General features: G+C 64.6%; 24 protein-coding genes. 15 read left to right on the forward strand and 9 right to left on the reverse strand.

Annotated features, from left to right (window positions below):
• The 3 genes from CTR53_RS12045 to CTR53_RS12055 form a co-directional block, all read left to right on the forward strand.
• Positions 1-558, forward strand: a 558-nt coding sequence (locus tag CTR53_RS12045; protein WP_290813432.1) for an SDR family oxidoreductase, incomplete at its 5' end; no start/stop codon positions are given.
• An 81-nt stretch (positions 559-639) separates the two neighbouring features.
• Positions 640-1,269, forward strand: a complete 630-nt coding sequence (locus CTR53_RS12050) for a glutathione S-transferase family protein (protein WP_290813435.1) — start codon at positions 640-642, stop codon at positions 1,267-1,269.
• 83 nt (positions 1,270-1,352) lie between these two features.
• Positions 1,353-1,814, forward strand: coding sequence for a MaoC family dehydratase (locus CTR53_RS12055; RefSeq protein WP_290813438.1), 462 nt, complete (start codon positions 1,353-1,355; stop codon positions 1,812-1,814).
• Positions 1,815-1,820: 6 nt separating this feature from the next.
• Here the strand turns inward: CTR53_RS12055 and CTR53_RS12060 are convergent, their stop codons facing one another.
• Positions 1,821-3,959, reverse strand: coding sequence for a malate synthase G (locus CTR53_RS12060; protein WP_290813441.1), 2,139 nt, complete (start codon positions 3,957-3,959; stop codon positions 1,821-1,823).
• Positions 3,960-4,083: 124 nt separating this feature from the next.
• Between CTR53_RS12060 and CTR53_RS12065 the strand changes: the two genes are divergently transcribed.
• Entirely contained in the window at positions 4,084-4,989 is a 906-nt protein-coding gene (locus CTR53_RS12065) for a LysR family transcriptional regulator (RefSeq protein ID WP_290813444.1), read from the forward strand.
• A gap of 9 nt (positions 4,990-4,998) precedes the next feature.
• Here the strand turns inward: CTR53_RS12065 and CTR53_RS12070 are convergent, their stop codons facing one another.
• The gene (locus CTR53_RS12070; protein WP_290813447.1) at positions 4,999-5,676 is read right to left on the reverse strand and encodes a hypothetical protein; all 678 of its coding nucleotides are present in this window, start codon (positions 5,674-5,676) and stop codon (positions 4,999-5,001) included.
• A gap of 300 nt (positions 5,677-5,976) precedes the next feature.
• Here CTR53_RS12070 and CTR53_RS12075 point away from each other — a divergent pair, with 300 nt between their 5' ends.
• Positions 5,977-6,150 carry a hypothetical protein gene (locus CTR53_RS12075; protein WP_290813450.1) on the forward strand — a complete coding sequence of 58 codons (174 nt, stop codon included), beginning with the start codon at positions 5,977-5,979 and terminating at the stop codon, positions 6,148-6,150.
• A 77-nt stretch (positions 6,151-6,227) separates the two neighbouring features.
• On the opposite strand, the gene CTR53_RS12080 is transcribed toward CTR53_RS12075, so the two are convergent.
• A complete protein-coding gene (locus CTR53_RS12080) occupies positions 6,228-7,160 on the reverse strand; it encodes a dihydrodipicolinate synthase family protein (protein WP_290813453.1) in 933 nt (310 codons plus the stop codon).
• Between the two features lie 63 nt (positions 7,161-7,223).
• Positions 7,224-8,372: a DNA polymerase IV gene (gene dinB / locus CTR53_RS12085; protein ID WP_290813456.1), complete on the reverse strand. Its 1,149-nt coding sequence runs from the start codon at positions 8,370-8,372 to the stop codon at positions 7,224-7,226.
• Between the two features lie 178 nt (positions 8,373-8,550).
• On the opposite strand from dinB, the gene CTR53_RS12090 reads away from it, so the two are divergent.
• On the forward strand, positions 8,551-9,273 hold the full coding sequence (locus tag CTR53_RS12090; RefSeq protein ID WP_290813459.1) for a cyclic nucleotide-binding domain-containing protein: 723 nt from the start codon (positions 8,551-8,553) through the stop codon (positions 9,271-9,273).
• A gap of 22 nt (positions 9,274-9,295) precedes the next feature.
• Here CTR53_RS12090 and CTR53_RS12095 read toward each other — a convergent pair whose 3' ends face one another.
• Positions 9,296-10,126 (reverse strand): universal stress protein, encoded by an 831-nt coding sequence (locus CTR53_RS12095; protein ID WP_290813462.1) that lies wholly within the window; start codon positions 10,124-10,126, stop codon positions 9,296-9,298.
• A 119-nt stretch (positions 10,127-10,245) separates the two neighbouring features.
• Here CTR53_RS12095 and CTR53_RS12100 point away from each other — a divergent pair, with 119 nt between their 5' ends.
• From CTR53_RS12100 to CTR53_RS12140, 9 genes are all read left to right on the forward strand, one after another.
• Positions 10,246-10,677 (forward strand): hypothetical protein, encoded by a 432-nt coding sequence (locus CTR53_RS12100; protein WP_290813465.1) that lies wholly within the window; start codon positions 10,246-10,248, stop codon positions 10,675-10,677.
• Positions 10,678-10,698: 21 nt separating this feature from the next.
• A complete protein-coding gene (locus CTR53_RS12105; RefSeq protein ID WP_290813468.1) occupies positions 10,699-11,532 on the forward strand; it encodes a universal stress protein in 834 nt (277 codons plus the stop codon).
• 45 nt (positions 11,533-11,577) lie between these two features.
• Complete coding sequence (locus CTR53_RS12110) at positions 11,578-12,786, forward strand: TIGR03862 family flavoprotein (RefSeq protein ID WP_290813471.1); 1,209 nt, start codon at positions 11,578-11,580, stop codon at positions 12,784-12,786.
• 112 nt (positions 12,787-12,898) lie between these two features.
• Positions 12,899-14,035, forward strand: a complete 1,137-nt coding sequence (locus CTR53_RS12115; RefSeq protein WP_290813475.1) for an aldose epimerase family protein — start codon at positions 12,899-12,901, stop codon at positions 14,033-14,035.
• Positions 14,032-14,751 carry a GntR family transcriptional regulator gene (locus tag CTR53_RS12120; RefSeq protein WP_290813478.1) on the forward strand — a complete coding sequence of 240 codons (720 nt, stop codon included), beginning with the start codon at positions 14,032-14,034 and terminating at the stop codon, positions 14,749-14,751. Before CTR53_RS12115 ends, CTR53_RS12120 begins: the two co-directional genes overlap by 4 nt.
• 60 nt (positions 14,752-14,811) lie before the next feature.
• Complete coding sequence (locus CTR53_RS12125) at positions 14,812-16,002, forward strand: extracellular solute-binding protein (RefSeq protein ID WP_290813481.1); 1,191 nt, start codon at positions 14,812-14,814, stop codon at positions 16,000-16,002.
• Between the two features lie 25 nt (positions 16,003-16,027).
• Positions 16,028-17,110, forward strand: a complete 1,083-nt coding sequence (locus tag CTR53_RS12130; RefSeq protein ID WP_290813484.1) for an ABC transporter ATP-binding protein — start codon at positions 16,028-16,030, stop codon at positions 17,108-17,110.
• Between the two features lie 2 nt (positions 17,111-17,112).
• On the forward strand, positions 17,113-18,000 hold the full coding sequence (locus tag CTR53_RS12135) for an ABC transporter permease (protein ID WP_290813487.1): 888 nt from the start codon (positions 17,113-17,115) through the stop codon (positions 17,998-18,000).
• 8 nt (positions 18,001-18,008) lie between these two features.
• On the forward strand, positions 18,009-18,848 hold the full coding sequence (locus CTR53_RS12140) for an ABC transporter permease (RefSeq protein ID WP_290813491.1): 840 nt from the start codon (positions 18,009-18,011) through the stop codon (positions 18,846-18,848).
• Here the strand turns inward: CTR53_RS12140 and CTR53_RS12145 are convergent.
• The 4 genes from CTR53_RS12145 to CTR53_RS12160 form a co-directional block, all read right to left on the reverse strand.
• Entirely contained in the window at positions 18,845-19,357 is a 513-nt protein-coding gene (locus CTR53_RS12145) for a 2,4'-dihydroxyacetophenone dioxygenase family protein (protein WP_290813494.1), read from the reverse strand. The genes CTR53_RS12140 and CTR53_RS12145 overlap by 4 nt on opposite strands.
• 8 nt (positions 19,358-19,365) lie before the next feature.
• Positions 19,366-20,085: an SDR family oxidoreductase gene (locus CTR53_RS12150; RefSeq protein ID WP_290813497.1), complete on the reverse strand. Its 720-nt coding sequence runs from the start codon at positions 20,083-20,085 to the stop codon at positions 19,366-19,368.
• Positions 20,086-20,360: 275 nt separating this feature from the next.
• Positions 20,361-21,335: a DUF6282 family protein gene (locus CTR53_RS12155; RefSeq protein ID WP_290813500.1), complete on the reverse strand. Its 975-nt coding sequence runs from the start codon at positions 21,333-21,335 to the stop codon at positions 20,361-20,363.
• A complete protein-coding gene (locus CTR53_RS12160; protein WP_290813503.1) occupies positions 21,332-21,982 on the reverse strand; it encodes a flavin reductase family protein in 651 nt (216 codons plus the stop codon). The genes CTR53_RS12155 and CTR53_RS12160 overlap by 4 nt, the downstream gene beginning before the upstream one ends.
• Positions 21,983-21,985 lie beyond the last annotated feature (3 nt).

Below are 21,985 nucleotides of genomic sequence, written 5' to 3' on the forward strand. Positions count from 1 at the left end.
ATCGATTTCGTGGTGCATGCCATCGCCTATTCCGACAAGGAAGAGCTGAAGGGCCGCTACTTCAACACCACGCGCGGCAACTTCAGCCGCTCGATGCTGATCAGCTGCTATTCCTTCACCGAAGTGGCGCGGCTGGCGCAGCCTTATATGAGCCAGGGCGGGTCGCTGATCACCCTGACCTATGAAGGCAGCACGCGCGTGATGCCGAACTACAACGTGATGGGCGTCGCCAAGGCCGCGCTGGAAGCCAGCGTGCGCTACCTCGCCGTCGATCTCGGCCCACAGAAGATCCGCGTCAACGCCGTGTCGCCCGGCCCGATGCGCACCCTGGCCGGCTCGGCCATCGGCTCGGCCCGCGCCACCTTCAAATTCACCGCCCAGCACAGCCCGCTGCGTCGCAATGCTTCGCTGGAGGAAGTCGGCGGCTGCGCGCTGTTCCTGCTGTCCGACCTCGGTGCCGGCGTCACCGGCGAGATCATCCATGTGGATTCCGGCTTCCATGCGCTCGGCATGCCCAACCCGGCCGATCTGCAGAACGGCAACGGCAACGAAGGCTGATGTAGCCGTACAATTCTGCGCTTAATGCTGAAGGCCCGGACGGCTATGCTGCCCGGGCCTTTTCTTTTGCACGGTGCCTTCATGCTGAACCTGTTCTATGCCGCGCATACCTGTGCGCTGGCCTCGCATATCGCGCTGGAAGAAGCCGGCGCCGTGTACACCACGACGCGGATCCGCTTTGCCGACAACGACCAGCGCAAGCCGGCCTATCTGGCGATCAATCCCAAGGGCCGCGTGCCGGCCCTGGTGACCGAACGCGGCGTGCTGACCGAGACGCCGGCCATGCTGGCCTATATCGCGCAACTGTATCCGCAGGCGAAGCTGGCACCGCTGGATGATGCCTTTGCCTTTGCACAGGCGCAGGCCTTCAACAGCTATCTGTGCTTCACCGTGCATATCTCGCATGCGCATCGCATGCGCGGCACTCGCTGGGTCGAGGCCGACGACACGCATGCGATCCAGGCGATGCAGAAGAAGGTGCCGCAGGGCGTGTATGAAGGCTTCGCGCTGGTCGAGCAGCATATGCTGGCCGGGCCCTGGGTGCTGGGCGAGACTTACAGCATTTGCGACGCCTATCTCTTCACGCTGGCGCAATGGCTGGAAGCCGATGGCGTCGATCCTGCCCGCCTGCCGCGCGTGGCCGAGCATCGCCGCCGCGTCGGCGAGCGTCCAGCCGTGCAGCGTGCGCTTGCCGTCGAACTGGCCGACTAGGTTTCATTTTAGAACACCGCTCGCTTCGCTGCGGCAGGCGGCCAGCGGATCGGCTATAGAACTGGTCCGAACGGAGGACCGACATGGCCGACAGCACACTTTATTACCTGGACGATCTCAGAGTCGGCCAGCGCTTTGCCAGCAAGACCTCGGTGACAGTGACCGAGGAACGCATCAAAAGCTTCGCCACTGAATTCGATCCGCAGCCCTTTCATCTCGATCATGAGGCGGCGAAGCCGAGCCTGTTCGGCGGCCTGGCGGCCAGCGGCTGGCATACGGCGGCGATCACCATGAAGCTGGTGACCGACGGCGGCATGCCGATTGCCGGCGGCATCATCGGCGCCAGCGGCGAACTGGCCTGGCCGCGTCCGACCCGGCCGGGCGATGTGCTGCGCATGGAATCCGAAGTGCAGGAGATCGTGCCGTCGAAGTCGCGGCCGGACCGCGGCATGATCACCATGCGCATCGAGACCAAGAACCAGAATAACGAGCTGGTTCAGGTCTTCACCGTGAAGATGGTGGTGCCGCGCAAGGCGGCACCGTAACTGCAACTACGCCTTAGCCTTCACCTTCTGGCGGAAGGCATGCAGCAGCGGCTCGGTATAGCCGTTCGGCTGTTCGATGCCTTCAAACACCAGCGCGCGCGCCGCCTGATAGGCCAGGCTGTCGGGATTGGTCGCCATCGGCCGATACAGCGGATCGCCGGCATTCTGCGCGTCCACCTTGGCGGCCATGCGTTTGAAGGCGGCTTCCGCCTGTTCCTTCGTGCAGATGCCATGCAGCAGCCAGTTGGCCATATGCTGCGACGAGATGCGCAGGGTCGCGCGATCTTCCATCAGGCCGATGTCATGGATATCCGGCACCTTGGAACAGCCGACGCCCTGATCGACCCAGCGCACGACATAGCCGAGGATGCCCTGCGCGTTGTTGTCGAGTTCGTCCTTCACATCCTGCTCGGAGAAATTCTGGCCAACGCTGAGCGGAATGCTGAGCAGCGCGTCGAGCGGCGGCAGCGGCTGTTTTGCCACCTCGCCCTGCCGGCCGAACACATCGACCGCATGATAATGCGTGGCATGCAGGGTCGCCGCCGTCGGGCTCGGCACCCAGGCAGTGTTGGCGCCGGTTTTCGGATGGCCTATTTTCTGTTCCAGCATATCGGCCATGCGGTCGGGTGCCGCCCACATGCCCTTGCCGATCTGCGCCTTGCCGGACAGGCCGCAGGCGAGACCAATGGCGACATTGCGTTCTTCGTAAGCCTTGATCCAGTTCGAGGCCTTCATCTCGGCCTTGCGCACCATCGGACCGGCCTGCATCGAGGTATGCATCTCGTCGCCGGTACGGTCGAGGAAGCCGGTATTGATGAAGATGATGCGATGCTTCACAGCCTCGATACAGGCGGCAAGATTGGCCGAGGTGCGGCGTTCCTCGTCCATCACGCCAACCTTGATCGTGTGGCGCGCCAGACCGAACAGGTCTTCCACCGCATCAAACAGGCGGTTGGTGAAGCCGGCTTCTTCCGGCCCGTGCATCTTCGGCTTGACGATATAGACCGAGCCGGCGCGGCTGTTGGTGTATCTGCCCTTCTTCTGCAGGTCGTGCATCGCGATCAGGCTGGTGACGATGGCATCCAGGATACCTTCCGGCGCCTCATCGCCATCGGCCAGCCGGATCGCCGGGTTGGTCATCAGATGGCCGACATTGCGCACCAGCAGCACCGAACGGCCGGCGAGCGTCAGCTTGCCGCCTTTCGCCGCCGTGTATTCGCGGTCAGGCTCCAGGGCGCGCGTCATCGTCCTGCCGCCCTTGTCGAAGGTGGCCTCCAGATCGCCCTGCATCAGGCCGAGCCAGTTGGCATAGGCCTCGACCTTGTCTTCGGCATCCACCGCAGCGATCGAGTCTTCCAGATCGACAATGGTGGTGAGTGCGGATTCGAGGATCACATCGGCCAGACCAGCCGCATCGTCCTTGCCGATCGGATGCGCGCGGTCGATCACCAGCTCGATATGCAGGCCGTGATGCTTGAGCAGCACTGCCGAAGGCGTGGCGGCATCGCCGCGATAGCCGACAAAGGCGGCGGCATCTTTCAATGCCGGCGACAGCACGCCGTCCTTCACCGACCAGCCCTTCACATCGGCATGGCTGCCGCTGCTGAGCGGCACGGCTGAATCGAGGAAGGCCTTGGCCTTGGCAATGACTTTCGCACCGCGCGCCGGATCGTAGCCCTTCTTCTCGCCCGGATCGTGCGGGATCGCGTCGGTGCCGTAATAGGCATCATACAGGCTGCCCCAGCGCGCATTGGCGGCATTGAGCAGGAAGCGCGCATTCAGCACCGGCACGACAAGCTGCGGCCCGGCCATGCGCGCCAGTTCGTCATCCACGTTGGTGCTGTCGATCTTGAACGGCGCCGGCTCGGCCACGAGATAGCCGATCTCCTTCAGGAAAGCCTGATAGGCGGCGGCATCCTGCGGCTGGCCTTTGCGCTGCGCATGCCAGGCGTCAATTTTAGCCTGAAGATCGTCGCGCTTTTTCAGCAGCGCGCGGTTCTCGGGCGCGAATTTCGCGAAGATCGCCGCCACGCCCGGCCAGAATGTCTCCGCCTTCAGGCCGGTGCCCGGCAGGGCCTTCTGTTCGATGAAGCTGGCAAGTTCTGCGGCAACGGTCAGCCCGGCGCGATCGACTGTCTTGGTCATGGGATTTCCTAAAGCGTTTCCTGAATGACGGACACTGTACTCCGCCCGGCATTCATTCTGTAGACGAAAAGAATTGAATGCAGTCGTTCCTTATGGGAAATAATAAGGATGGCCGGGAAAATCCATGGATAGGGAATACGAGCTGTATGCCCGGGTGATCGAGACCGGCAGCCTGGCCGCCGCCGGGCGCAGCCTGAACCTGTCGCCGGCCATGGTCTCGAAGCGGATCGCGGCGCTGGAAGAGCGGCTCGGGGCGCGGTTGCTGCACCGGACCACGCGCAAACTGGCCACCACCGAAGCGGGGCAGCGTTTCTATGAACGCGTCAGCGAGATTCTCGCGGCCTCGCGCGAAGCCGAAAACCTGGTGACGGGCGCGGCGGGAGAACCTTCGGGAAAGCTGCGGCTGACCGCGCCGACCTCGTTCGGTCGCCTGCATGTGGCGCCGCATCTGAAAGCGTTTCTGGATCGCTGGCCGCGGCTGGAGATCGAGCTGGATCTGTCGGATGGCTATGTCGACCTGCTGGGCGAACGCATCGACCTGGCGATCCGCATCGCACCCGGCGTCGAGGCCGGCCTGACCGGGCATCGGCTGGCACCCAACCGCCGCCTGCTCTGCGCCAGCCCGGCCTATCTGCAGCAGCATGGCGCGCCGGCGCGATGGCAGGACCTGCGCCGCCACCGCCTGCTCGCCGCCGAGGGCCAGCTGCCCTGGCGCCTGCAGGGCAAGGGCGGACAGATCGTCACCGTGCCGGGCGACAGCGCGGTGCGCACCAACTCCAGCGAAGTGGTGCGCGAACTGGCGATTGCCGGCCTGGGGATTGCGCTGCGTTCGACCTGGGATATCGGCAATGAGTTGCGCAGCGGCGTGCTGAAAACCGTGCTGCCCGATCACCCGGGCGCGACGGATGTGAGCATTTTCGCCGTGCATCCCGTCACCAATTTCGTGCCGGCCGGCGTGCGCGCCTTCATCGACCATCTGCGCGCAATCTATGGCGACGCGCCCAGCTGGGATCGCGCACTTAAACTTTAGCGCTGTCGCTTACGCGACAAGGCGGAACGCGCCGGCCGCGTGATCCCACTCGACCAGCCATGCGCCATGCACGGCGCCGCCGTCGCAGGCTTCGAGCGCGATCTGCCAGCAGGGCCGGAAACCGTCGCTCTGCGCCGCCTGCACCGACCAGCGCGTTGCGGCCAGCGAGGGCTGCGGGCGATCCTGGCGCACCAGAAAGGCGAAGGCGTTGCGACGCGCGGCGGCATCCTGCAAGCGCAGGGCCACATCGCTGTCGGCCTGTTCGATCTCGGCCACCACCGCGCCATAGCCGAGCGGGCCCATCGCCTGTTCAGCCGCCGAGCAGCGATCCGAGACGCGCGGCGTGCTGACCACGGTGAGACGGCGGTGATCGAGGCCGAGCTGGCCCAGTGTCGGCGCATGCAGGCTGCCGCCGGCGGTGACCCAGAGGATCGCCGACTGGCGACGGTCGCGCCCGAGTAATGCCGCGAGGAAGCCGCTGACTGCCGCCTGCTCGCCGATGATCTCGTGCAGCGCGCCGCGGGCGAAGCCGTCGGTCAGCGCGTCGATCTGCGGAATGCCGAAGGTGAGCGCCGAGGAGCCGAGGCCGAAGGAGCGGCGCAGGGCGGCCAGGCCACGCCGCGAAGAGGGCGCAATGTAAGACGCGGTGCGGGGCTGGACGGCGGGAAGCGGGGCAAAACGCGGCATCGACGGGCTCCTTGGATGTGACCCGTATGTTCTACCTTCGATCTTATCAGTACGCTATATGTTCTTATTCCTAGGGCACTGACTCATATTTCGTGGGAAAATCATCGATTTCATCACGCAGAGGCGGTGGTGTAAGCCCTCTTCGTCGTTCCCGCGAAAGCGGGAACCCAGTCTGACTGCCGGTTCTGGATCCCCGCTTTCGCGGGGATGACGGCTGTGGTGTCAGAACGGGGCCGATAGGTTTCTTGATACCAGGTCAAAATATGCTATAATTCCTATCTTATAAGAACTTCTGTTCGCATGCCTGAATATGCAGGCGATGCGTTTCGCGCAGAACGACCGCTGCTGTTGGACATCGTGGATCTGGAAATCAACGGCTTGGCACAGAAGGCCAATGACTTAGGCGGGTTTGAACTGGCTCAAACTGGCTCTAATTGGCCGAAACTGGCTTTAACTGGCCAAAACTGGCTCTAACTGGACGGAACTGGGCTCTAACTGGCTCCCGAACGGGACGGAACAGGCCTTAACCGGCGCCGCTCAGGCCGCCCGGCTCATGCAGCTTGGGCCCGCCGGTCCGTCCGCGCCAGCCGGGCCAGCAGGTAATCCACTTCGGCCTTCGCCTTGGCGCTGAGCCCGGCGCCCGGCTTGCGCTGCGCGTCGCTGGCGAGAATCCCGCGCTTCATCAGCGTGTATTTGCGCACCGCCAGCCCGACGCCCTGCTGCTGTTCGTAGCGCAGCAGCGGCAGATGCGCGTCGAACAGGTCATGCGCCGCATCGCGCTGGCCGGCTTTCTGGAACCGCACGACATCGACCAGCATTTCCGGGAAGGCATAGCCGGTCATCGCACCGTCGGCGCCGCGCTCCATCTCGAAATCGAGGAACAGCCCGCCGTTGCCGGTGAGAATGGAAATCTCGCGCATCGAACCTTCGGCCTGGAAGCCGCGCAGCGCGCTGATCTTTTCCAGCCCCGGCCAGTCCTCGTGTTTCAGCATCACGCAGGAGGCATGGTCCTGCACGATCTGGCGAATGACTTTGGGCGTCATCTGTACGCTCAGGGTCAGCGGATAATCCTGGATGACGAAGGGAATGTCGTCGCCGATGGCCTCAATGGCCTGGCGGTAATAGCCGGTGATCTGATCGTCGGTGCGCAGGCTCGGCACCGGCGCGATCATCACGCCGGCGGCGCCGCGATCCATGCTGGCGCGCGCCAGCGAGCGCATCGCGGCAAAGCCCGGCGCCGAGACACCGACGATCACCGGCAGGGTTTTCATGCCCTTGATGAAACGCGTGGCGATGGCGAGCGACTCTTCCGGCTCCAGCTTGGGCGCCTCGCCCATGATGCCGAGCACCGTCACACCGGCGGAGCCCGCCGCCAGATAGGTCTCGATCAGCTTGTCCGTCGAGGCCTCGTCGATGCGGCCATCGGGATGGAAGGCGGTGGGCGCAATCGGAAACACGCCGGCGGCAGTGTGATCGAGACGCATGCTGTTCTCCCCTGGGTTTGGGATCAGTCTGCCATCGCGCGCGGGTGATGGGAACAGAAACCGCTACAGCGTCAGGCTGAGCTGCGGCTGGCCTGCATCATCCTCGGGCGCATCCTCGGCCTCCTCACCCAGCGACGATAATGTGACACCGAGCAGGCGGATGCCTTTCAGCACCGGGAACAGCGGCTGCATCAGGGTTTCCACCACCTGCGCGATCTCGGCCTCCGACGCCACCGGCTGCGAGAGCGTGCGGCTGCGGGTGATGATCTGGAAATCGGAGAACTTCACCTTCAGCGTGACGGTGCGGCCGCGGATGCCGGACTTTTCGCAATAGCGCCAGACCTTGGCGATGATCGGCTGCAGTTCAAGCTCGGCCTCACCGCTGTTGAACAGATCTTCCGAGAAGGTGTTTTCCGCGCCGACCGATTTGCGGATGCGGTCCGGCCGCACCTGACGATGATCGATGCCGCGCGAGATCCAGTAGTAATACGTGCCCGACTTGCCGAAAGTCTGCTGCAGGAAAGGAAGTGTCTGCGCCCGCAGGTCGCGCCCGGTCTCGATGCCGAGGCGATTCATCTTCGCCGAGGTCGCCGGCCCGATGCCGTGGAAACGCCCGACGGCGAGGTCTTCGACGAATGCCGCGCCCATCTTCGGCGTGATGACGAACAACCCGTCGGGCTTGTTCTGGTCAGACGCCAGCTTGGCGAGGAACTTGTTGTAGGACACGCCGGCCGAGGCGGTCAGTTGCGTCACGGTTTTGATCTTCGCGCGGATCTCCTCGGCAATCTGCGTGGCCGACTCGATGCCTTTCAGGTTTTCGGTGACATCGAGATAGGCCTCGTCGAGCGACAGCGGTTCGATCAGCGGCGTGTACTCGGCGAAGATCTCGCGGATCTGCTGCGACACCTGGCGATACACGTCGAAGCGATGCCGCACGAAAATCAGCTCGGGGCATTTGCGTTTCGCCGTCACCGAGGGCATCGCCGAGCGCACGCCGAATTTGCGCGCCTCGTAACTGGCCGCCGCCACCACGCCGCGCGCGGCCGAACCGCCCACCGCCACCGGCTTGCCGCGCAGTTCGGGATGGTCGCGCTGCTCGACCGAGGCGTAGAAGGCATCCATGTCGACATGGATGATCTTGCGCACGCGCGCCGTCTCGACAGCTGGCGCGGCAGCGGCTTCGGTCGGACCCTGTTCGGCAGCGTCGGTCATCTGTCCTATGGATAGCCGCTTTGTCGCGACCGGTCATCCGTCGTGACTCGCTACCATCTCGCGTGCTGCCCAAAGGTGTCAGTAGCGATGCGACAATTTTACCCATCGCAAGCGCGGCGGCGCGGAGAGATGATTATGCGCCGGTTATGCAGACGCCTCCGGCAGAAGGATGTGTGTCATGGCCCAGATTATCCCGCTCCACCGCGCTTCGGCGCCCAGTCCCTGCGACAGCTGCACGGCGCGCAGCCTGACGATCTGTGCCGGACTGTCAGCCGCGGACCAGACGAAGATGGCGGCGCATGTCGCCACCGTCACCTTGCAGCCGGGCCAGATGCTGTTCAGCGAAGGCGACAGCGCCGATCACGTCTACAACATCACCAGCGGCAGCATGTCGGTCGCCAAGTCGATGCCCGACGGACGCCGCCAGATCGCCGGCTTTCTCGGCGCCGGCGATTTTCTCGGCGTCAGCACCAGGGCGGAATACAAGGTCAGCGCCGAAGCCCTGACCGAGACGCATCTCTGCCGCTTCCCGCGGCCGGCCTTCGCGCGGCTGCTGGAGGAGGTGTCCTGCCTGGAACGGCGCCTGCTGGCGGTGGCGGAAAACGAGGTCGCCGCAGCGCAGGAACAGATTCTGCTGCTCGGCCGCAAGACGGCGATGGAGCGCATCGCCTCCTTCCTGCTGCTGCAGGCGGCGCGCATGAAGGCGCGCGGCGTGACCGACAATCCCGTGCTGCTGCCGATGACACGCGCCGAGGTCGGCGACTATCTCGGCCTCACCATCGAGACGGTCAGCCGCTGCTTCACCCGGCTGCGCAAGCTCGACGTGATCGGCCTGCCCGCGCCCGACCGGGTGCAGATCCGGCAGGTCGAACAGCTGCGCACCCTGTCGGAAGCCGCCTGACGCGCCATCCGGACCTGCAGCCTCAGTTCGACAACAGCACCGGCACCGTCATGCTGTCCAGCAGCGTGGCGGTAACACCGCCGAACACCGTTTCGCGCAGACGGCTGTGGCCATAGGCGCCCATGACCAGCAGATCGGCATTGCCATCGGCCAGTGCCGACAGCAGCACATCGCCAACAGCCATGTCGCCGGCCGTGGTATGTCTTACCTTGGCGACGATGCCGGAATGGGCCAGATGTCTCGCCAGCGCCTTGGCACTTTCGGTCTGGGCGGCGTCGGGATCGATGCACAGGATGATCACGCTCTTTGCCGTCTTCAGCAGCGGCAGCGCATCGTGTACCGCGCGCGCCGCCTCGCGCGATCCATTCCAGGCCACCATGACCGTGCTGCCGGCCTGCGGGTAATGGCCGATATAAGGCACGACCAGCACCGGTCGGCCAAGCGCGAGTGCGAGATCGGCCGGTAATGCATCGAGGCCGGCATTGACCGTGCGGTCCCGGTCGGGGTCGGACTGGCCGACCACGACGATGTCGCAGGTCGTGCCCAGCTGGCGCAGCGCTGCGATGGGCGATTGTTCAGTGACGGCCCAGTCGGCGGCAACACCGGCGGACCGTGCGTCCTGTTCGAACTGGTTCCGAACCTTTTCCGCTTCCTCGCGTGCTTCCTCGATCTGCTGGTCGATGACGCTCGGCGGAACATATTCGCTCATATAGTAGAGCTGGCTGGGAAACGGCAACGTATAGATCGCCTGCAGCCGGGCATCGAAGCGTTTGGCCAGTGCCAGTGCAGTGGCGGCCTTTTCCCTCGATCGCTTGTCGGCGGTCAGATGCAGCAGGATATCGCAATAGCGCATGGGTCATGACTCCTTGTCGATGGGGAGCATCATGGGACCGGCCGCACGCGTCGGCATTGAGCCATGTCAACGGCGGCAGCGCTGCAATCCGCGTCCGGTTGATATCGATCAAGGCCGCAATGGCCGCGACGCGCTTGTATGGCGCCATCGCTCATATGGCGCCATCACTCAACGGGGTATACATGTCGCTGTTCCGCATTCGCCTCGAACTTGCCCGCGAGAAGGATCATCCCGAGGGCAGCACACAGCACGGCTACGAAATCATCGCCCCGCTGAAAGCCGATGGCCATCTCGATGCAGCCGAGTGGAAGTCGCGGCGGGATATCTGCACGGCGCGCCGCTTCTGGTCCGGAGAAGCTGACCAGCATGGCGAACTGGTCCGGACGCGCGGCGGCCAGTGGGCCCTGTCCTACGATCCGGCAACCGATGAGGACGATGAGTCGCTGTTCCGCATGGACAGCCACCTGATCCGGCAGGGCGAATATGTCTCGCTGCGCGGACCGGCCGGCCAGCGCCACACCTTCCGCATTGCCGCCGTTTCTGCCGCCTGATCGCCAGAAAGGAAATCCGATATGGCCTACAGAGATATCCTGGTCTATGCCGACGCGATGCCGGCAGCCGCGCCACGGCTGGATGCCGCCGCGCAACTGGCGAAAGCACAGGACGCGCATCTCGTCGCCCTGCATGTCGATGTCATCCCCTTCACGCCGGTCGACGTGATGGGCACCGGCGTGACGAAGAAACTGGTCGCATGGCAGATGAGCATCCGCAAGGAACGCACCGAGGCAGCGCGGCAAGCCGTGCAGGCTGCCGAGCGGCGTCAGGACGTTGCCTTCGAATGGCGCAAGGTGGAAGGCCGCATCGACGAAGCGCTGATCGACCAGGGCCGGTATGCCGACCTGATCGTGCTGTCGCAGGACAATCGCGTGACCGACCTTGAAGCGCCCATAGGGCCGACGGCCGGCAATATTCTTATGGCTGCGGGGCGGCCGGTTCTGGTGATGCCGAAGGAGTATAAGGGCACGAGCATCGGCCGGCGCGTTCTGGTGGCCTGGAAGCCGTCGGCGGAAGCGACGCGCGCGGTGCACGATGCGCTGCCCCTGCTGCAGCAGGCCGAGGCCGTCACTGTCATGCGGGTCAATCCCGATCCGGAAGAGCCGGCGCACAATCCGGGCGCCGACCTCGCCACGCATCTGGCCCGTCATGGCGTGAATGTGACGGTGACGCCCGTGCTGGCGCCAGACACTGCCGCCGGCACCGCCATCCTGGATCAGGCCCGCGCCATGCAGGCCGATCTGATCGTGATGGGCGCTTACGGCCATTCGCGGCTGCGCGAACTGGTCTTCGGCGGCGCGACGCGGCAGATGCTGCAGGCCCCGCCGGTGCCGGTGCTGATGTCGCGCTAACGCCAAAGACTGGCGACAGACCGCGCCCCGGTCCATAACACCGGGATGAGCAGCACGCCTTCTGCAAAACAGGTTGCCGTGATCGGCGGCGGCCCGGCCGGGCTGATCGCGGCCGAAGCGATGGCGCAGGCCGGCCTGCGCGTGCAGGTATTCGAGCGCATGCCGAGCCCGGCCCGCAAGCTGCTGATGGCCGGACGCGGCGGGCTGAACATCACGCATTCCGAACCGCTGGAACGGTTTCGCGCGCGCTACGGCGAGGCCGCCGGCTGGCTGGCGCCGTATCTGGATGCCTTTCCGCCCTCCGCACTGATCGCGTGGTGCGCGCAGCTCGGTCAGGAGACCTTCATCGGCAGCAGCGGCCGTGTCTTTCCGAAAACAATGAAGGCGAGTCCGCTGCTGCGCGCCTGGCTCAACCGCCTCGACGGCCTTGGTGTACGCATGTCGCTGCGCAGCGAGTGGCGCGGCTGGGCAGCGGAAGACGGCGCGCTGGTCTTTGCCAACGGCAACACGTTCAAAGCCGATGCCACCGTGCTGGCGCTGGGTGGCGCCTCCTGGCCACGGCTCGGCGCAGATGGCGGCTGGACTGCCTTGCTGCCGGATATCAAGATCGCGCCGCTGCAGCCCGCCAATTGCGGCTTCCGCATCGGCTGGTCCGAGATTTTCCGCAGGCAGCATGCCGGTGCGCCGCTGAAGCGCATCGCGCTGCAGTTCAACGGCGAGAGTTTGCGCGGCGAAGCGGTGATCACCTCGGAGGGCATCGAAGGCGGCGCGATCTATGCGCTGTCGGCACGCCTGCGCGAAGCGATTGCGCGCGACGGCGAAGCCAACGTGTTTGTCGACCTGCGCCCTGACATGACGCTGGACGAACTGTCGGAAAAACTCGACGGCCCGCGCCGCGGCGCCACCTTGAGCAACTTCCTGCGCAAGAGCGCCAGCCTGCCGCCGGTCGGCATCGGCCTGGTGCAGGAGGCGCTGCACAGCGGTGCGGACGGGAGCAGGCTGGCGGCCCTGGTGAAGGCCGTGCCGCTGCGGCTGACCGCGCCGTTCACGCTGGCGCGGGCGATCTCGACGGCGGGCGGCATCGCGCGGACCGAACTGGATGAGCATCTGATGCTGCGCCGGCGGCCGGGCGTCTTCGTCGCCGGCGAGATGCTGGACTGGGAGGCCCCCACCGGCGGCTATCTGCTGCAGGCCTGTTTTGCCACCGGTCTGGCGGCCGGGCGCGGCGCGATCGGCTGGCTTTCCGCCAACTAAATACCATTAAGTCAGTGGCTTAACATAAAGCCTCAGATATCGGTTGACGCTAGTATATTAGTATTTTAATGCTCGGGGCGACGGGCAAAGACCCGCCTTGGGAGGAAAAGATTTGAGCCGGATCGGACAAGCCGTCAGGCCCGCCAGCGACGTGCCGCCGCAGCCCCTGCTGCGCGAGCGCTGGCAGGGCCATGTCGACGGCAGGCCGGTCGATCTGTTCACGATTTCCAATGCGGCCGGCATGACAGTGCGCGCCACCAACTGGGGCGCCAAGATCATGCAGATCCTGGTGCCCGACCGGCATGGCCGCTTCGGCGATGTGGCGCTGGGCTATGACAGCCTGGCCGATGCCCAGGCCGGACACTCCTCGATGGGCGCCTTTATCGGGCGTTACGCCAACCGCATCGCCGGCGCGCGTTTCGAACTGGATGGCCAGAGCTATCAGCTCAGCCGCAACGAGGGCGAGAACCACCTGCATGGCGGAACGCACGGCAGCCGCTACCGGGTCTTCGAGGCCGAACAGCCCGATGCCGCCACGCTCCGCCTGCGCTATCGCTATGCCGATGGCGAAGAGGGCTATCCCGGCAATCTCGACTCGGACGTCGAATATCATGTCAGCGACGCCAACGAGCTGGCGATCAGCTACAGCGCCGTCACCGACCGCGCCACGGTGGTGAATTTCACCAGCCACGTCTTTTTCAACCTGCGCGGCGAAGAGGGCGGCGACATCCTCGACCACCGCCTGACCATCCATGCCGACGCGATCACGCCGGTGAATGCCGCGATGCTGCCGACCGGCGAGATTCGCCCCGTGCGCGGCACGGCTTTCGACTTCACCCTGCCGATGAATATCGGCGCGCGCATCGACGAGGATGATACGCAGCTGGTGCAGGCCGACGGCTATGACGTGAATTACGTGCTGAACCGGCACGCCGGCGAAGGCCTGGTGCGCGCCGCCCGCGTGATCGAGCCGCAGAGCGGCCGGCTGATGGAAGTCTTCACCACCGAACCCGGCCTGCAGTTCTTCTCCGGCAACAAGCTGACCGGTGCGGTACCGCGCGACCGTGGCAAGAACGGCCGGCTCTATGGCCGGCGGCACGGCTTCTGCCTGGAGCCGCAGCATTTCCCGGACTCGCCCAACCATCCGCAGTTCCCCAGCACCGTGCTGCGGCCGGGCCAGCGCTATACCGGCCGCATCGTCTACCGCTTTTCCGTCGACCGGACTGCTACGGACGGAACCGGCGCATGAGCCAGATCCGCGCCCAGACCGCCGCGATGCAGGTGCACGATCAGCTGCGGCACGAAATCGTCACCGCCCAGCTGGCGCCGCGCGCGCCGCTGTCGGAACAGGACCTGACGGCGCGTTTCGGCGTCTCGCGCACGCCGATCCGCGAGGCCCTGCTGAAGCTGGCCGAGGAAGGCCTGGTCGACATCTATCCGCAGCATGGCTCTTTCGTGGCGCCGATCCGGCTCACCGATGTCTACGACGCGCAGTTCGTGCGCGAGTCGCTGGAATGTTCGGCGATTGCACTGGCGGCGGAGAAGATCGATGCCGAACAGTCGCGCCAGCTGCGGGCCGTGCTGGACCGCCAGAGCGCCTTCCACAAGGTGGAAGACAACGACCATTTCTTCGATGCCGACGAGGAAATGCACGCCACGCTGATGGCCATTGCCGGCCATGCCCAGGTCTGGCGCCAGGTGCAGAGCGCCAAGGCGCAGATGGACCGCGTGCGCCATCTCACCATGCGCCGGCCGCTGAAGCGCAATGCCGTGCTGACCGAACATGAAGCGATCATCGACCGCGTGCTGAACCGCGACGCGCCCGGCGCGGTGGAAGCATTGCGCGCCCATCTGCGCGGCGTGTTTCAGTCGGTGCAGGTGCTGGTTGCCGAGAACGAAGCCTATTTCGCCACCGAGTCCGATGCCGTGCCGCCACAACGCGGACGCGCCGGCCTGCGGCGCTGAAGGAGTTTCTGTCTGAATTTGTAGCGTTCCGTTCGTCACAATCCTTGGGAGGAAACAACAATGAGTGAATTCCAGTTCACCCGCCGCGGCCTGCTCGGCAGCGCTGTCGGCCTCGCCGCTGCCGGTCTTGCGCCGGACCTGCTTGCTGCCACGCCTGCCCTGCCGAAATCGCCGGTCGCGCTGAATGTGGTCGACGTCGCCGGCAATCTGGCACTGACCCAGAAGGCGATCGAGACCTATCGCAACAACAACCCGAAGCTGCTCTCGCGCGTCACCTTCACCAAGGCGCCGGCACCGGAACTGCCCGGCAAGATCAAGGCGCAGCAGGCCGCCAAGCGCGTCGATATCGACATCGTGCTGACCGGTATCGATGCGCTGTCGGCCGGCGTGGAGCAGAAGCTGTGGCAGCCGATCCTGCCTGATTTCTCCGACAAGCTGCCCAAGCTGGACGACATCTATCTCTCCGGTGCCAAGCAGATGCAGGCGCTGGCCTCCAACCAGGGCGTCTGCGTGGTGTTCTGCCAAGCCGGCCCGCTGCTGGAATACATGCCCGACCGCGTGAAGACGGTGCCGAAGACCGCCGCCGAACTGCTGGCCTGGGCCAAGGCCAATCCGAACCGCTTCATGTATGCCCGTCCGGCCAATTCGGGACCGGGCCGCGTGTTCATGATGGGCCTGCCCTATGTGCTGGGCGACAAGGATCCGAAGGATCCGAAGAACGGCTGGGACAAGACCTGGGCCTATCTGAAGGAACTCGGCCAGCACATCGAGTATTACCCGTCCGGCACCGGCCCGACCATGAAGGCGCTGGGCGATGGCTCGCGCGACATGATCCCGACCCAGATGGGCTGGGACATCAATCCGCGCGCGCTCGGCGTGGTGCCGAAGGAAGCCAGGGTGCAGGCGCTGCAGGGCTTCCACTGGATTCTCGATGCGCATTACCTCTGCGTTCCGAAGGGCGTGTCCGCCGAGAAGCAGGCGGTGATCGTCGACCTGCTGGCCTATCTGCTGAGCAAGCCGGCACAGGCCACCACCTACGACGATGGCTATTTCTATCCCGGCCCGGCGGTGAAGGATGTGCCGCTCTCCATGGCGCCGGCGGAAAGCCAGAAGGTGATCGCGGAATTCGGCCGGCCGGAATATGCCAAGCTGATCGCCGATACGCCGCAGGAACTGCCGCTGCTGCCTGAACAACTGGTCTATGCCTTTGCGCGCTGGGACCAGGAAGTCGGCGCCGCCAAGACGAAATAAGTTTGAAGGAAAGAGACATCATCTGATGGCCGGTATGTCGCATGATTTCCGCAAGCTGCGGCTCGATCGCGTGAGCCGCAGCTTCGGCCTGCATAATGCGTTGCGTGATGTGTCGCTGGAGGCGGCGCGCGGGGAATTCATCGCCCTGCTCGGCCCCTCCGGCTGCGGCAAGTCGACCGCACTGAACTGCCTTGCCGGCCTGTTGCCGCTGACCGGCGGCGGCATCTGGCTGGACGAGCGCAGGATCGACCAGCTGAAGCCCGAAGAGCGCGGCTTCGGCATGGTGTTCCAGAATTATGCGCTGTTCCCGCATATGAGTGCAGAAAAGAATGTCGGTTTCGGCCTGCGCATGCAGGGCCGGCCGAAAGCCGAGATCGACGAGCGCGTGGCGAAAGCTATGGCGCTCGTCCGTCTCGACGAACAGAGACACAAGCTGCCCGGCCAGATGTCGGGCGGCCAGCAGCAGCGCGTGGCGATTGCCCGCGCCATCGTGATCGAACCGCCGCTGGTGCTGATGGACGAGCCGCTGTCGAATCTCGACGCCAAGCTGCGGCTGGAAATGCGCGCCGAAATCCGCCGCATCCACAATCTGGTCGGCTCGACCACCATCTATGTGACGCATGACCAGGACGAGGCGCTGTCGCTGGCCGACCGTATCGTGGTGATGCGCGACGGCCAGGTGCGCCAGGTCGGGCGGCCCGACGAACTCTATGGCCGGCCGAGCCATGCCGATGTCGCCGAATTCATGGGCTATCGCAACCTGTTGCGCCTGTCGGTCGCCGCCGTCGCCGATGGCGTGGCGGAAACGAGCTTCGAGGGCGCGCTGTTACAAGGCACATTACTGGGGAAGGCTTCACCAGGCGACACCGCCGTGGTGGCGATCCGCCCCGACGACCTGACGCCGCGCAGCAACGGACCGATCAGTGCCCGTGTCATCTCGGCCGAGTATCGCGGTCGCGATTTCTACGGCATTGCCTCCGCTGCCGGCGGCCAGGAGCTGTTCTTCCGCTCCGAGCATAAGGTGGCGGCCGGCGAGGAGCTGGCACTGGGCGCCGATCCGGCCCGCGTGCTGATCTATCCGAATGAAGCGCCGCCGGTGAAAGCATGACCATGGCGGCGATGGAAAATCCGCCGCTGCGTCTGCGACTGGCGGCGATGGGCGTCGACAATGTCACGCTGCTGGTGCTGCCGGCCGTGCTGTTCGTGCTGGCGCTGTTCGTCTACCCGTTCTTCTACGGCCTGGCGCTGTCGGTGGAGCCCCTTGAGGGCGCCTGGTACGCGAACTACGTCAAATTCTTCACCGATCCTTTCCTGTACGACACCATCGGCAAGACGCTGCGGCTGGCCGTGCCGGTCACATTGCTCTGCGTTTTCCTGTCGATCCCGATTGCGCTACGCGTGCGGCATATGCGCAACCAGCGTTTGCTGACCACCATTCTCGTGTTGCCGATCACGCTGGGCACCGTGCTGATCGCCGAAGGCCTGCTGAATTATCTCGGCCCGCAGGGCTGGCTGAACCGCACGCTGATCGCCATCGGCCTGATCGGCGGCCCACTGCAGCTGGTGCATAATTACTGGGGCGCCTTTCTCGGCCTGCTGATCGCGATCTTCCCCTTCACCTTCCTGCTGACCCTGTCATACGTCACCGGCATCGATCCGGCGCTGGAACAGGCCGCCTCCACCCTGGGCGCGCGGCCCTGGGCACGCTTCCGCCATATCCTGCTGCCGCTGCTGGCGCAGGGGCTGACGGTGAATTTCTGCCTGTCCTTCGTGCAGGCCTTCTCGGTCTTTCCCACCGCCGTCCTGCTGGGATCGCCGGCGGGATCGACGCGCGTGATCTCGATTGCCGCCTATACGGCCGCCTACGAGGCCTATGACTATTCACTGGCCTCCACCATCGCGATGATCATGGCCGGCGTTCAGCTGCTGATCGTCGCGGCATTGCTGTCGGCGCGCGGCCTGCTCTATCGCGGCCCGATGGGAGGTGCAAAAGGATGACTGGGGGAATGATCGCGTTGGATCGCCATCCGCTCGCCCTGCGCGCCTGGAACACCACCATCTGGGTGCTGGTCGGTTTCTTCGTGCTCAACCTGCTGGCGATGATCGCCAGCGTGCTGGTGAATTCCTTCGGCACGCGCTGGTTCAACACCTGGCTGCCGGCGGGCTTCACCACCAAATGGTATTTCTCGGCCTGGGCGGAATTCCAGCTCGGCGACATCTTGATCGTGACCTTCCAGGTCGTCGGTGCCGTCGTGCTGCTGTCGGGCACTCTCGGCGTACTGGGTGCCTATGCGCTGGCACGGCGCGAATTTCCCGGCAAGCGTCTCGTGATGCTGCTGATCCTGCTGCCGCTGCTGGTGCCGCCGCTCACCTATGGTATCCCGCTCGCCACCGTGCTGTACCAGTTCGGCGCCGGCGGTTCGATCCTGGGCGTGGTGCTGGCCAACCTGGTGCCGACCGTGCCCTTCGTCGTGCTGGTGATGATTCCCTTCATCGAACAGATCGATCCGCGCGTGGAAGCGGCCGCGCGCGTCTTCGGCGCCAATTCGCGGCAGATGTTCGTGCATGTACTGGTGCCGCTGCTGGCGCCCGGCATCCTCGCCGCATTGCTGATGGTGCTGGTGCGCACCATTGCGATGTTCGAGCTGACCTTCTTCACGGCAGGTCCAAGCAGCCAGACCCTGGTGGTGGCGCTGTATTACGCGGTCTATGCCGCCGGCGTGCGCGCGCCGCAGTCGATCGACGCCATGGCGGTGATCTACATGGCGACGACGATGATCTGGCTGCTGATCGCGCTGCGCTTCGTCAACCCGACCCAGCTGGTCACGCGGGTGAAGAAGAGCTAACGGACGAACTGGTCCACGAAAGCACCGCCCAGGCCGCAGGACTCATGATGTTTGCGGCACATCTCGATCTTGCTGAAGACGTCCTCGTAGGCGATCACCTTGCCCCAGGGATCGACATAGATCATCGAGCCGGTGATATGGAACAGCGTGATCATCTCCGGGCAGTCTTCCGGCACAACGAGTGTGTGCGTCTCGCCCGGCGGCTCGTAAACGTATGAGCCTGCCGTCGCCACCCAGTCATGTTCCAGATAATGCCATTTGCCGCGCAGCACATGGCCATGCACCGGCGCGGGATGACGATGCCGGCTGAGTACGCCCGACCGGCGCACCCGCAGCAGATTGACCCAGTAGCCCTGACTCGCGTGCAGGCAGAGCGGGCGGAACCAGACATTCTCCGCCTGCGGCACCCAGACGCGCTCGTCCTCGGGAATCACTGACGGAACGACAATCTCGGTGGCCGCTTCGGGCGGAGACGGCAACTGGTAGGGCATCCGGCTGGTGTCTGTCATCGTCTCTCTCACATGGCTGCATAGCCGCCATCGACCGGCAGGATGGCACCGGTGATGAAGTCGGCCTGATCTGACGCCAGGAACAGCACGGCTTTGGCCACATCGGCTGGCGTGCCCCAGCGCGCCATCGGCGTGCGATCCAGAATCACCTGGCTGCGCGCGGCATCGTCCTGCAGCGCCTGCGTCAGCGGCGTGGCGATCCAGCCCGGCGCCACGGCATTCACCCGAATGCCGTCTTTCGCCCAGGCGACTGCTAATGATTTCGTCAACTGCATCACGCCGCCCTTGCTGGCCGAATAGGCCGGCACGGCGGGGCCGCCGAAGAAACTCAGCATCGAGGCGGTATTGACGATGGCGCCGCCCCTGCCGCTCTGGGCCAGCAGATCCTTGCAGGCCAGACACAGCCGCATGGTGCCGCCGAGATTGACGTCCAGCACCTTCAGAAAGGTCGGCATCTCGTATTCCGCCATGCGGCGGATCATGCCGGCGCAGTTCACCAGCACATCGACCTGCGTCAGCGACGCGGCAAAGGCATCGACCGCCGCCTGATCCGAAACATCGAGCGGTTTCAGGTCGATGCCGCGGAAGGCGGGGTCTTTCGCCGCGGCGTCCAGGTCGGGGCCGGCGAGGCCGACCGCCGTGACCGCATCGCCCGCATCGCGGAAAGCCTGGGCGATCCCGGCGCCGATACCGCTGGTGCCGCCGGATACGAGAATCTGCCGTGTCATGCCTGCTGCCGCTCCATCCAAAAACTCGGGAGCCGCAGGTTACAGCTTTCCTGCCGCTCGGGAATTAGCCTAAAGGCTTGTTTCAGGGGGATATTTTGCCCCTTGGCAGCGTCTTGCCCCGCCCATATGCGATGCGTATTCCGGCTTATCGCGTGCTTATATGTGTCTTATTTGAGGCTTATTCCGTGAAACATGGCCCGTGAAACCTAAACCGTATAAAGAACAATATGGCAACTTAGGGTTAAAGTCAAGGTCGGTTAAACCCGCCGCCGCCTCTACTCCCCAGCCGCCGCCGAGGCCGCGCGCTGCGGCGCCGGCAGGCCCATCAGCTGGCAGGCATTGCTGCCGATCATCTTGCGGATCTCCGTCTCGCTGTAGCCGAGCCCGAGGCAGAGCCGGATCACGGCACGGAAGCCGGCGACCGGATGCGGATTCTTCGCCTGGCCCAGATCGGAGCCGAGGATGGTGCGGTCGACGCCGGCCGCCTCAACCAGCTGTTTAAGCTGCTCGCCGGTGAATTTCTTGTTGTAGGTCTCGTTGATGAACATGCAGAAGGAATGTTCGATATAGGCGCCCATCCCGACCAGTTCCTTGATGTCGCGGAGCGTCGCGTCGATCACAAAGGTCGGATGATTGACCAGCAGGCGCTTGACGCCGCGCTTCTTCGCCTCGTCGAACAGCGGCCAGATTTCGCTGATATGCAGATGGCCGGCCGACAGCACGGCATCGGCTTCGGCAATGATGTCGAGGATCGGCTTCACTTCCTCCTTCAGGTCGCCTTTATCTGTCACGACTGAGAGACCTGTAGGCGCCAGCATCTGCTCTTTGGTCGGCAGGATCACATGGCGGTGGCCATGGCGCAGATGGTTGGCGGCGCTGAAGGTCGGCATCCACACGATCTGGCCGCCGAGTTTGAGCATGTGGTCGACCGCGTACACATTGAGGCCGCCCACGGTATTGTTGAGGGCGACGCCGCTCAGCAGGTTGAGCTTGAGATCCGGCATCGTCTCTTCGAGGTATTTCACGATCGGCGTGACCGAATAGTAGTGATCCTTGAACAGCACGGCATGCATGCCGGCCTCCTGGGCGTCGAGGATCGCCTGCAGGTGATTGAGCGAACGTGGCATCACCGACGGGCCGCTGTGGCAATGCAGGTCGACGGCGCCGCGCAGGATATCGGCGATCACCGACTCCGGCGCATCGGAATACTCTTCGACCGTTTTGGAAAACATAAGAATCGGATCGGTCATCGCCGTGCCTCCTGGTGGTGTTCGTTCAGCGCAATCGCCGGTTCTGCGCGTGATTCAGACTGCGGCGCCATGCCGATGATCTCGCCCAGCGTGGAATAGTTCGGTCCGCCCAGCCGCGCGACCGGGCGCAGCCGGCCGGCATCGATGCGGGTGCCCGTGATCAGGTCTTCGCGGATATGGAACAGGTGGATTTCGCCGGCGAAGAACTGGTTCCTGCCGAAATCGACCACCTTGTGCAGCCGGCATTCCATCGCAATCGGCGCTTTCGCCACGCGCAGCGGCGCCACCAGCCGGCTCGGCACCAGTTCCAGCCCGAGCAGATCGGCCTCGCTGACCTCGGGCGGGAATTCGCCGCCGCTGCGATGAAGGGGATCGAGCAGCGTTTCGTCGCCGATATGCACCACGAAGGCCTGCGTCTCGTGGATGTTGCGCGCGGTGTCTTTCAGACCATTTTCTCGGCGCCCGATGCTGACGCCCAGCATCGGTGGCGTATGCGACACAAAGGTGAAGCAGCTGAACGGCGCGAGATTCGAAACACCATCGGCCGACATGGTGCTGACCCAGGCAATCGGACGCGGCACCACCAGGCCGCAGAGCAGCTTGTAGGCGGCATCGCCGGGCAGATCGGCGGGACGGATTTCCTGCATCTG

Origin of the sequence: Ferrovibrio sp., from assembly GCF_002796975.1 — a bacterium.
In the GTDB taxonomy this organism is placed as follows: Bacteria; Pseudomonadota; Alphaproteobacteria; order Ferrovibrionales; family Ferrovibrionaceae; genus Ferrovibrio.